The organism is Clostridium sp. (assembly GCF_036643715.1).
GTDB lineage: Bacteria > Bacillota > Clostridia > Clostridiales > Clostridiaceae > Clostridium.
Genome location: NZ_JAVXRL010000073.1, coordinates 1 through 11,621, shown reverse-complemented (window position 1 = coordinate 11,621; position 11,621 = coordinate 1). Strand labels below are relative to the sequence as shown.

10 protein-coding genes and 1 pseudogene are annotated in these 11,621 nt (G+C 29.2%); all 11 read left to right on the top strand.

What is annotated here, in order from left to right; genetic code table 11:
• Window positions 1-28: 28 nt before the first annotated feature.
• A complete protein-coding gene (locus RSF37_RS14165) occupies window positions 29-991 on the top strand; it encodes a N(4)-(beta-N-acetylglucosaminyl)-L-asparaginase (protein WP_332565036.1) in 963 nt (320 codons plus the stop codon).
• 89 nt (window positions 992-1,080) lie between these two features.
• Complete coding sequence (gene pepV, locus RSF37_RS14160; protein ID WP_332565035.1) at window positions 1,081-2,454, top strand: dipeptidase PepV; 1,374 nt, start codon at window positions 1,081-1,083, stop codon at window positions 2,452-2,454.
• Window positions 2,455-2,907: 453 nt separating this feature from the next.
• Window positions 2,908-4,506 (top strand): peptide chain release factor 3, encoded by a 1,599-nt coding sequence (locus tag RSF37_RS14155; protein WP_332565034.1) that lies wholly within the window; start codon window positions 2,908-2,910, stop codon window positions 4,504-4,506.
• Between the two features lie 62 nt (window positions 4,507-4,568).
• A complete protein-coding gene (locus tag RSF37_RS14150; protein ID WP_332565033.1) occupies window positions 4,569-6,377 on the top strand; it encodes an EAL domain-containing protein in 1,809 nt (602 codons plus the stop codon).
• Between the two features lie 39 nt (window positions 6,378-6,416).
• Entirely contained in the window at window positions 6,417-7,538 is a 1,122-nt protein-coding gene (gene wecB, locus RSF37_RS14145) for a non-hydrolyzing UDP-N-acetylglucosamine 2-epimerase (RefSeq protein WP_332565032.1), read from the top strand.
• 237 nt (window positions 7,539-7,775) lie between these two features.
• Window positions 7,776-8,156 (top strand): hypothetical protein, encoded by a 381-nt coding sequence (locus RSF37_RS14140; protein WP_332565031.1) that lies wholly within the window; start codon window positions 7,776-7,778, stop codon window positions 8,154-8,156.
• 152 nt (window positions 8,157-8,308) lie between these two features.
• Entirely contained in the window at window positions 8,309-9,541 is a 1,233-nt protein-coding gene (locus RSF37_RS14135; RefSeq protein WP_332565030.1) for a nucleotidyltransferase domain-containing protein, read from the top strand.
• Window positions 9,542-9,565: 24 nt separating this feature from the next.
• Window positions 9,566-10,489 (top strand): hypothetical protein, encoded by a 924-nt coding sequence (locus RSF37_RS14130; RefSeq protein WP_332565029.1) that lies wholly within the window; start codon window positions 9,566-9,568, stop codon window positions 10,487-10,489.
• A gap of 16 nt (window positions 10,490-10,505) precedes the next feature.
• Complete coding sequence (locus RSF37_RS14125; protein ID WP_332565028.1) at window positions 10,506-10,781, top strand: PqqD family peptide modification chaperone; 276 nt, start codon at window positions 10,506-10,508, stop codon at window positions 10,779-10,781.
• A 63-nt stretch (window positions 10,782-10,844) separates the two neighbouring features.
• Complete coding sequence (locus RSF37_RS14120) at window positions 10,845-11,027, top strand: hypothetical protein (RefSeq protein ID WP_332565027.1); 183 nt, start codon at window positions 10,845-10,847, stop codon at window positions 11,025-11,027.
• A gap of 232 nt (window positions 11,028-11,259) precedes the next feature.
• Window positions 11,260-11,621, top strand: a pseudogene (locus RSF37_RS14115) (hypothetical protein); the annotation flags it as partial.

Genomic DNA, 11,621 nt, shown 5'->3' with positions numbered 1-11,621 from the left:
AATACGTAGTAGAAGTGGAGGAATATTTATGAAATGGGCTATGATAGCAACATGGAGAATGGCAATAGAGGGGATTACAGAAGCTTCAGAGGAACTAAAAAATGGGGGATTCGCTGGAGATGCAATAGAGAAGGCAGTAAAGATGGTTGAAGACTTCCCTTATTACAAATCAGTAGGATTTGGTGGACTTCCAAACGAGAATTGCGAAGTTGAATTAGATGCTGCATATATGGATGGAGACACACTTTCAATCGGTGCAATTGGAGGAATAAAAGATTTTAAGAATCCAATAAGTATAGCAAGAAAGCTAAGTGAAGAAAGATTCAATTGTTTCTTAGTTGGAGCTGGTGCAGAAGAATATGCACACAAAGAAGGCTTTGACAGAGTTAATATGCTAACAGATAGAGCAAAGAGATATTACAAAAAGAGAATGAAAGAAACAGTAGAAAAAGGATTAAGTCCATATGATGGTCACGATACAGTTGGTATGATAGCAGTTGATAAAGATGGAAAAATGGTGGCTGGTACTTCAACTAGTGGTTTATTCATGAAGAAAAAAGGAAGAGTTGGAGATTCACCAGTATCAGGTTCAGGCTTCTACTGCGACAGTGAAATTGGGGGAGCATCAGCTACAGGTCTTGGCGAAGATTTAATGAAAGGATGCATTTCATATGAAATAGTTAGACTTATGAAAGAAGGACTTCATCCTCAAGAAGCTTGTGATAAAGCAGTAAAAGAATTAAATGATAAGCTTACAAGAAGAAGAGGGAAATCAGGAGATCTTTCATTAGTTGCACTTAACAATAAAGGTGAGTGGGGAGTTGCTACAAATATAGAAGGGTTCACATTTTCAGTTGTATCAGAAAATGAAGAACCAACAGTATATCTTTGTAACACAATGAAGGACGGAAAAACAACATATGACAAAGCTTCTAAAGAGTGGCTTGATGCATATATGAAGAGAATAAAGTCACCAGTAACTTTTGACTAATTAATCATTTTACATTTAAAAGTATGTTAGCTTATAGATTGGGTGCTATATTCTAATATTAATTAATATGAAAGAAGATGATAAGTGTCATGATAGATATAGAAAAAGGGAATTTAAAAAGAGAATTTAATGAGCAGGTTTTTGAATATAGAGATGAATTAATAAATAGTATAAGAAGATTAGTTAAAATCAATAGTGTTGAAGGAGAATCTACAGATGATGCACCTTTTGGATTGGGTCCCAAAATGGCATTGGAGGAAGCTCTTAAAATATCAGAAGAACTTGGGTTTAAAACAAAGAATATTAATAACGCAATTGGTTATGCTGAATACGGAAATGGTGATGAGTACATTGGAATAATAGGTCACGTTGACATTGTTCCAGAAGGAGAGGGGTGGAGTTACCCGCCCTTTGACTTATCAATAGATAATGAAAAGATTTATGGTAGAGGAGTACTAGATAATAAAGGTCCAATAATGGCAGCTCTTTATGGAGTAAAAATAATAAAAGATTTGAATCTTCCTTTATCAAAGAGTATTAGGGTAATCTTTGGTTCGAATGAAGAGACTGGCTTTAAGGATATTCCTTATTATCTAAATGAAGAGAAGGCACCATTAATGGGATTCACTCCAGATTGTAAGTATCCAGCTGTATATGGTGAAAGAGGAATTTTAGATGTAACTATATGGAGTAATGAAATAAATAATTGTAATGTTAAAAGCATAAAAGGGAACTTTAGAAATAATGTAGTTCCAGATTTTGCTGAAATAGAAGCAGTTAGAAAAGAGTCATTAGATGGAGAAAGTATAAAGTGGGAAACTGAAATTATTGAAAAGGTAAGTGCAAAAGGTTCACAGGCTCCAGGTAATGCACCTGAAACTGGAGAAAATGCAGTTACTACATTATGTAAGACCGTAGCTGCTTTAGGAAAGAGTGGATTCTCTAAAGATGTAATTGAATTTTCTAAATTTGTACATGAAACTTTCCATGAAAATCATTCCTTAAGCAAAATAGGAGTAAACTGTTGTGATGATATATCAGGTTCATTAGTTATAAATCCATATGAGCTTAAAGTTAAGGATAATAAAATAGGAATATCAGTTGTATTTAGATATCCAATTAGTTATACATATGAAAATATGGTTTCTATAATAAAAGGAATAATTAAAGATGGATATTGTATAAGTGAAAATAGAAGAATGGATTCTGTTTGTTTTGATAGTGACCATGAATTGCTTAAGAAACTTAAGGAGTCTTATGAAGAGGTAACTGGATTTGATGGAACTCCTGTTACAACTACTGGAGGAACTTATGCTAAAGTCTTTCCAAACATAGTTGCATTTGGACCATCTTTTCCAGGACAAAAGGGAATTGGACATAATAAAGATGAGTATATGGATATTGAAGATTTACTTACTAATTTAAATATTTTTACGAATTCAATATATAATTTGGCTAAGTAAATTTATCTTACTGTTCTTTTATACAAGATTGTTGATAGAAATTTTATTGGGTGCTTGTACTGGGAAGATATTAGTACAGGCACCTATTATTAAACAGATTATCAACAATTAAGTATAAAAGATAATAAAAAAGAATTATTTAATAATAATATTAATTAGATTTGAATAAATTGTTAAAAATATGAATAAAATGTTGACTAGTGCCAAATATAGTAATATAATTAATACATATTAAGGAAATTATCTAATTTAAGAAATGTGCTGCCCATTGATCACGGGTACCGGCTGAAAAGAATATATATATGTTCTTTTCAGCTTTTTTTTAATTTATAATCAATCAACAATTAAGTATAAAAGTAAATACAAATAGGATATAATTATGTTATAATCAAGAGTGGATTATACTAAAATCGCGTAAGAAAATTGATTAACATAAATTAAGGAGGAAGCACCTTGGCTGATTTAAGAAATGAAATAGAAAAAAGAAGAACCTTTGCAATAATATCTCACCCAGATGCAGGTAAGACTACACTAACAGAAAAGTTCCTATTATACGGAGGAGCAATTAGACTTGCAGGTTCAGTTAAAGCAAGAAAAGCATCAAAACACGCAGTATCAGACTGGATGGAAATAGAAAAACAAAGAGGTATCTCAGTAACATCATCAGTTATGCAATTTAACTATGGTGGACACTGTATTAATATACTAGACACACCAGGTCACCAAGATTTCTCAGAAGATACATATAGAACTCTTATGGCAGCAGATTCAGCAGTAATGGTTGTTGACGCAGCAAAAGGGGTTGAAGCACAAACAAAGAAGTTATTCCATGTATGTGCACTTAGAGAAATGCCAATATTCACTTTTATTAATAAGATGGATAGAGAAGCACAAGATCCATTCCAATTATTAGAAGACATTGAAAATGAACTTGGAATAAAAACATATCCAATGAACTGGCCAATAGGTTCAGGTAAAGAATTCAAAGGTGTTTATGAAAGAGATAATAAGAGAATTATAGCTTTCACAGGTGGAGAACATGGTCAAAAGGAAGTTCAAGCAGTTGATGGAGACGTTAATGATCCTAAGTTCAAAGAACTTTTAGGTGAAGCACTTCACGAAAAGCTTATGGAAGATATTGAGCTTTTAGATATTGCTGGAGATGACTTTGATGTAGAGAAAGTTAGAAGTGGAGAATTAACTCCAGTATTCTTTGGATCTGCTCTTACAAACTTTGGTGTTGAACCATTCTTAGAACATTTCTTAGAAATGACTACATCACCAATTGGAAGAAACTCAAGTATTGGAGAAATAGATCCATTTGATAATAATTTCTCAGCATTCGTATTTAAGATTCAAGCGAATATGAATAAAGCACATAGAGATAGAATTGCATTTATGAGAATCTGTTCAGGTAAATTTGAAGCTGGAAAAGATTATTATCATATGCAACAAGGAAAGAAAATTAAATTATCACAGCCACAACAATTTATGGCTCAAGATAGGGAAATAGTTGAAGAAGCATATGCTGGAGATATAATTGGGGTATTTGATCCAGGCGTATTCTCAATTGGAGATACAATTTGCATACCTTCAAAGAAGTTTAAGTTCGAAGGTATACCAGCTTTCGCACCAGAACATTATGCAAGAGTAAGACCAGTAGATACAATGAAGAGAAAACAATTCATTAAAGGTGTAACTCAAATAGCTCAAGAAGGAGCAATCCAAGTATTCAAGGAACTTCATATTGGTATGGAAGAAATAATAGTTGGAGTTGTTGGTGTACTTCAATTTGAAGTATTAGAATACAGACTAAAACATGAATATAATGTTGATATTAAGATGGAAAGACTTCCATATAGATTCGTTAGATGGATAGAAGATGACGGAAATGTAGATGTTGATAGTTTAAATCTTACATCAGATACAAAGAAAGTTAAGGACTTAAAAGATAGAAACCTTCTTATATTCCAAAACACTTGGGGAATAAGCTGGGCATTAGAACACAATAAAGGCGTTATACTATCTGATGTTGGGAAGTCAGAAGAGTAGAATTTCTTAAGGGAAGAGAAAGCCTATAACTAAAAAAAGGGGAAGAAAAAGGGGTAGGTTGTATGGGAAATAGAATATTTTATTTAGTAAAGTATGCAGATAATAATGGTGGCAATATTATTGTTGCCATATTATTTCTACTTATATTATCACTTATTTGGAGTTTTATTTCATTGATGAATAAGAGAACAAATGAAAAATATAAAGTGATGAAATGTGAATTTGAAACTATTATACAAAAGAACGAAAATATAGATGTTGTTACAATAAACCTTAGATCAGGAAGTGTTGCTTCAAAAAAGAATTTTGAATTATTATATGACAATTCCAATGGAATAGCATCAATGTATAATTTTTTAGATGCAATATCTTTAGAAAGAGATGAGTTTAATAGAATTGTACATGGGTCTTCAATTGATGGATATTTTGAATTTGAGTATTCAGTAAAGAAAGAGGATGAGGATAGATTTATAAGAGCTTATTCTCATAAGGTCAATGATAAGAAAGTAGACCTTATACTTTGTGATATTACTAAAGAAAGAGTTGGAAATATTACATATGTCCGTGATGATGGAATTGATCAAGTAACAGGTCTTATTAATAAGAATAATTATAAAGAAGAGATTAAAAAACATTTAGATGAATACAGATTTGCTTATGGTATATTTTTATTTATAGAAGTAAATGATTTTGAAGATAATCATAATTTATATGGAAGCGAATTTGCAGAGAGTATTATTCAAATTGTATCAGCAAAACTTAAAGGTTATGTTGATAAGAGTACAGCAGCGTTTAAATTTAATGGAGCACATTTTGGTCTTTATAAACATGGCTTTAATAAAAGAGAAGATATGAATTCATTTTTAAACAATATTAAAGAAAAGCTTACTTCAGCAAAAGTTATTAACAATATTACTGTAAATTTAAGTTGTACTATTGGAACTGCAATATTAAACTTTGACGTAACTTCAGAAGAGGAACTTTACAATTATGCAGAGTTTGCTATGAAGGAAGGAAGAAAAAATAGAGTAGGATTTAAAAGTACAATAAATCATTTTGATAAAAAAGAGTTTGAAAAGTATAAGAAAGTTAATAAGAAGCTAAATAGAGTTTTAAAAGTTATAGAAGACAGAAAATATTATAGTGTATTTCAACCAATTATTTGCCTTGATGATATGAGCCTTTACGGAGTTGAAGGTCTTACACGTATTCAAGATAGAAATTATAGAAGTATAATAGATTTTCTTGATATTGCAAGACTAAAGAACTTAGAGGATTATGTATCAATGAAGTTTGGAATTAACATATATCATGATTACATTGTTTCGCCTATAGGAAAAAATGTTAAGATTTTTATTAATGAGACATTTAACGAGGAAAGATCTCGTGATAGACAAAAATATTTTGAAACAGTAAAGAAAGAGCTAATGGAACGTAACGTAGATATAGATACAAGTTTAATGTATGAGAATGTTGTAGTTGAATTCTCAGAAAGATCAACTTATGATGTTGCTTCAAAAGTAAGTGAAATTGTTAGTCTTTACAGAGAAAATAATGCACTTATTGCAATTGATGATTTTGGAGCTGGTCATGCAAATGAAGGTTTAATTCTTAAGATGAAACCTGATATTGTAAAGTTAGATAGGGAGCTTATATCCAATATTGATAAGGACGATTATACGAGAACGCTTACAACTAATACAATAAAAACATTGAAAAATCTAGGGGTAAAAATAGTAGCTGAAGGAATTGAAACTAAAGAGGAATTTGACTTCCTAAGATCTTTAGGAGTAGAGTATGGTCAAGGTTATTATATTCAAAAACCTACTAGTATAGATGAGATTAGATTAGATTACAGTGATATATTATAAAGTTTCGCTGTAAATACAACATAAGGATGGTAGATAATTATGAAGCCAATAAAAGTATTATCAGTTTTTGGTACTAGACCAGAAGGGATAAAGATGTGTCCTTTAGTTAAGGCATTAGAGAGAGACGAAAGATTTGAATCAATAGTATGTGATACAGCACAACATAGAGAAATGCTAGATACTGTACTTGAAGTATTTGATGTTCATCCACAATATGACTTAAACGTAATGGCTCATGGACAAACAATAATTGATATATCAAATAAAGTTTTAAGAGGAGTAGATACAGTAGTTAAGGAATGCAATCCTGACATTGTATTAGTTCACGGAGATACTTCAACAACATTTAACGGAGCACTTGCAGCATTTTATAATAAAGTGCCAGTAGGTCACGTTGAAGCAGGACTTAGAACTTACGACATATATTCACCATTCCCAGAGGAAGCAAATAGAAAGCTTACAGGAACAATAGCAACTTTACATTTTGCGCCAACAACAACAAATGAAAAGAACCTTTTAAGAGAAGGAGTAAATGAGAAGAATATATTTATAACAGGAAATACTGTAATTGATGCTCTTTTAAGTGTAATAGATAAGGACTTATCATTTGAGCAACCAATTTTAAATGATATTGATTATAAAAATAAGAATGTAATTTTACTTACTACTCATAGAAGAGAAAATTGGGGAGAGCCAATGGAACAGATCTTCAAAGCTATGATTAAGTTAGTTCGTGAGGATGAAAGTATTGAAGTAATATTCCCGATGCATAAGAATCCTTCAATAAGAGAACTTGCTCATAAGTACTTTGATGAATATAAAGGAAGAATTCATTTAATTGAACCTTTAGAATATGTTGAGTTTGCAAATCTTATGGAAAGAGTTAAGCTTATAATGACAGATTCAGGTGGAATCCAAGAGGAAGCACCAACATTAGGTAAGCCAGTTATGGTTCTTAGAACTGAAACTGAAAGACCAGAAGCTGTTGAAGCTGGAACTATTAAGCTTTCAGGAGTTGAAACTGAAACTATTTATAAAGAAGCTAAAGAACTTTTAAGTAATAAAGATGCTTACAATAAAATGGCTCATGCTGCTAATCCATACGGAGATGGAAAAGCTTGCGAAAGAATTTTAGATAATATTGCAAAGTACTTTGCATAATATGGTTAAATTATAAATTGTATAGGAGGACAGATATATTATATATCTGTTCTTTTTTTACTTTATAAATAAGGTCAATACAAAAAAATCACAAATTAGACAAATTAGTCATAGAAAGTTTTCCATAGAATTCCTACTTATGATATACAATAAATATAGAGAGAAATTTACATGAAGATAGATAAAGAAAAGCTAATGTGAATTTAAAATATAAATGGATATTGGAGGATTTTTAAGATGAAAGATGGTTTTATAGTTGTATTCCCAGAAGGAGAAATTAAGCAATCACCTGATATTGATGACGCAGTTTTATTAGTTCAAGAATTTAATAAAAACAACGTGGTAGAATATTGTGAGGATTATGAAATAGAGTATGATGATGTTTCAAAGAGTGAAGCAAGCTTTGCAGGTGGATATCAAGGTGGAGCACCTAAAGTATTTAATACTAATGAAGTTGTAGATGAAATTAAAAAGCAAGAAATGATTAACTGTGAAAAAAACAGCCTTATTAGTAAACTTGATGAAGGATATAAGGATATTCATAAAGAAGATTACAGTGATTTAGATGATGTACTAGAAGAATGCGAGGAAGTTCCGATAGAAGATTTCTTCAGTTAAGATCATAAAAGATAATACCTCTTAAACATTTAAAGTGATATTTAATGTTTAAGAGGTATTTTTTTAAATAAATATTGAAAATAATTCCAATAAAAGGTATAATTAGACAACTGCAATTTGAAAATAATGGATATTAAGTTAGGGGGGATACATTGCAACAAAGTTCACAAGGTTTAAATAGGATAGAAGAAAAATATATACCAGATATAATAGGTTTATTTATAAACCCTGAAAAAGAGAGTATAGATTGTAAATTAATAATTAAGAAAGTTAAGGCACATAAGTTACTTGAGTTATTTTACTACCAATTAATAAGTAGCCACAAGATATATTATTTTGAAGAAAATCAAATATATAAAATGAAAAAGACAACTTTTAGCTATATGTTCAACACACGGAAAAATATAAGTAAGGCAGAAAATCTTTATAAAATATTTAATGAGAATAACTTGAAAGTTATAGCGCTCAAAGGGTTAGTAATTAGATCCTATTATAAGAACCCTGATTTTAGAAACATGGGAGATTGGGATTTTTTAGTTAGAAATGATGAAATGAAAACAGTAGAAGAAATTTTAAAAATGGAAGGATATAAATATGATCATGAAACTTTAGCTCATAAAGTTTATATAAGAGATGATAACGTAAAAGTAGAACTTCACTCAAGTTTAATTGATGTTGACTATTATAAGAAAAGATCTCCATATGAAGAAAACGTTTTTAATAATATTAGAAAAATAAAAGTTTCAGATGTGGTTATGTATTCATTAGGGTACAATGATCAATTAATGCATTTAATAACTCATATGTTAACTCATGTTTCATCAAGTAGTATTGGGATTAGACAAGTTTTAGATGTAGCACTCTATATAAATAATGAAAAAGATAATATAGATTTTAAGAAATTTTATTTAGATATAAAACGATATGATATATATGATTTTACAATAGCCATATTAAAAATATGTGATGAATTATTTTCACTAGATGTTGAAGAGTATGTAAGGAAAGAATTTAATAAATGTAATAAAGAGCTAAAGTTAATGCTAGTAGAAGCAATAATTGAAGGTGGATTAGGAGCAGGTAATAGTTTGAAAAATACATTAGGAAATCAGTTTGGATATGATAAAGATAATTATAAGGAGAGAAGTACTATAAATTTAGTTAAAAGATATATGGAATTCATTTTTCCAAAGTATGAAGTTATGAAAGAAAAATATGCATATTGTAAAAGATTTAAAATTCTATTACCTATTGCATGGATTCATAGAATTATTACAGGAGGAATAACAAAAGAGATTTCTATAACAAGAAAAGCTAGATTAATAAGTACAAGCTTTAAAGTAAGTAAGAAAAAAAATAAACTTTTAAAATTACTAGATATATAAGGTATAGGAAGAAAGGGATTTATTATGAGAAACAATTATAAGATATATGGGTTAAATATTGTAAGCGACTTAGATTTAATTAGTGTAAAGAAATTAGATAGATGTCATAAAGATAAAGATATTGATGTAAGTATATGTTATGGAAAGGTTCCAAAAAGATATTTAGATGCTTATGAGAATAAAATAAATATTAATGTTTGTAAAGAAACATTATTTAATGAGTTTTGTGTAAAAGTTAATGATATTGGAATATATTATGTTAAGAATGGTAATGAAATAATAGTGCATCAGTTAGTAGAAGGAAAAGAAGAAATTCATTCATTACTTATATTAGGTACAGCACTTGCTGTAATTTTATTTCAAAGAGGTAATATTGTTATACATGGTTCTGCTATATTACCTTCTTATAATAAAGAGAAATCTTCAATTGCTATTGTAGGAAAAAGTGGTGCAGGTAAGAGTAGTCTTTCAACCGCTTTAATAGAAGACGGAAATAAGTTTATAGCAGATGATTTATCAGTATTAGATAATAATATTAACGTATTACCAGGCACTTCTTGTCAGAAATTATGTGTGGATGCTTTAGTGAAGTTTGGTTATAACAAGGAAGAATTAAGAAGTGTAAATCAAAGATGTGAAAAGAAATATTACTATGATAGAAGTGATGTATTTTATAATGATTCATCAAAATTAAGTCATATTTTTGTTTTAGAAGAAAGTGATGAAGTTGAAGATGTAAAATTAGTAGAAATTTTAGGTAGTGAAAAGTTGAATACTGTAATAGATAATTTATTTTACAAAAAACTTGTTGATTATATTGGGTTGGAAAAGGAATTATTTGATAAGATATTACATTTGTTAAATAGGATAAAAGTATATAAATTATTTAGACCCATAAATCAGTTTACAGTTAATGAACAAATAAAAAAGATAAAAGAAGTAATTTAATTGAGGGGGTGTTATTATGTTGAATTTAGAAAGTAAAGTTATAGTAAATAATACTATTGAAACTATGGATATTGATAATGAAAAGGCTATGATAGATTTAGATACAGGAAAGTATTATACGTTAAATGAAACTGCAACAGTTATATGGGATTGTATAAATGATAATTGCTCTGTAGGTGATGTTGTTGAGAAATTAATAAGTATATATGAGATAGATATAGATGAATGCATTGAAAATGTTAATTTGTTTTTAGAAGAGTTAGAAGGTAATGGGTTATTAAAGATAGGTTAAATTTGAATTAGGAACTTATTTTACAAATTTAAATAAGTTTTTAAATAAATTTAGGAGGTAATTATGGTTAGAAGAAAGTGGAGAGTTCCAGAATTAAAATCGTTAGGTATTGAAGAAACGAAGGATCAGTATGGCAAGCTAAGTCAAATATGTTTAGTTACAACAGGGTCCTCATCTGATATATCTGATATGTCAGATGACTCTGGTATGTCAGATGACTCTGATATGTTAAAATTTAAAATATAAATTTTAAAAGTGAAAATTTGCCCAAGGACAATTAGTATAAGAGGTATTAAATATATCTAACTGATGTCCTCTGGGCATCTTTTTTTTATTTTTTTAATGTCTAATTTATAATCATTAAAAAAACATAAGTAAATAAGAGAAAATTGTAACACGAAAAATATTTACAAAAAATTGGAAAATAAGTAAAATAAAAGGAGTAGTAAGGGAGCGATGTGGAGGATAATTAAATATAATGGAAAAATTAAGTAGTAATAGAAAATCGATTTTGCTTTTAGCAGATATAGTATGCATAAATTTAGCATACATTTTTAGTTTCTTTGTGAGATTTGATCTTAATATACCAAAAGAGTATATAGATAAGTATTTAATGATGCTTCCTGTAGTTATTATATTGTATATTATGCCTCTTGCCTTTTGTAAAATGTACCATAGTTTATGGAGCAATGCAAGTATAGATGAATTTGTAAGAGGAGTAATAGCATGTATTACTGGATGTATATTAAATATTTCATATGATGTAGCGTTTAAGAAAGGTATGCCTGCATCAATTATAATTTCAAGCGGAATAATAATATTTCTTTTAGTAGTAGGAGT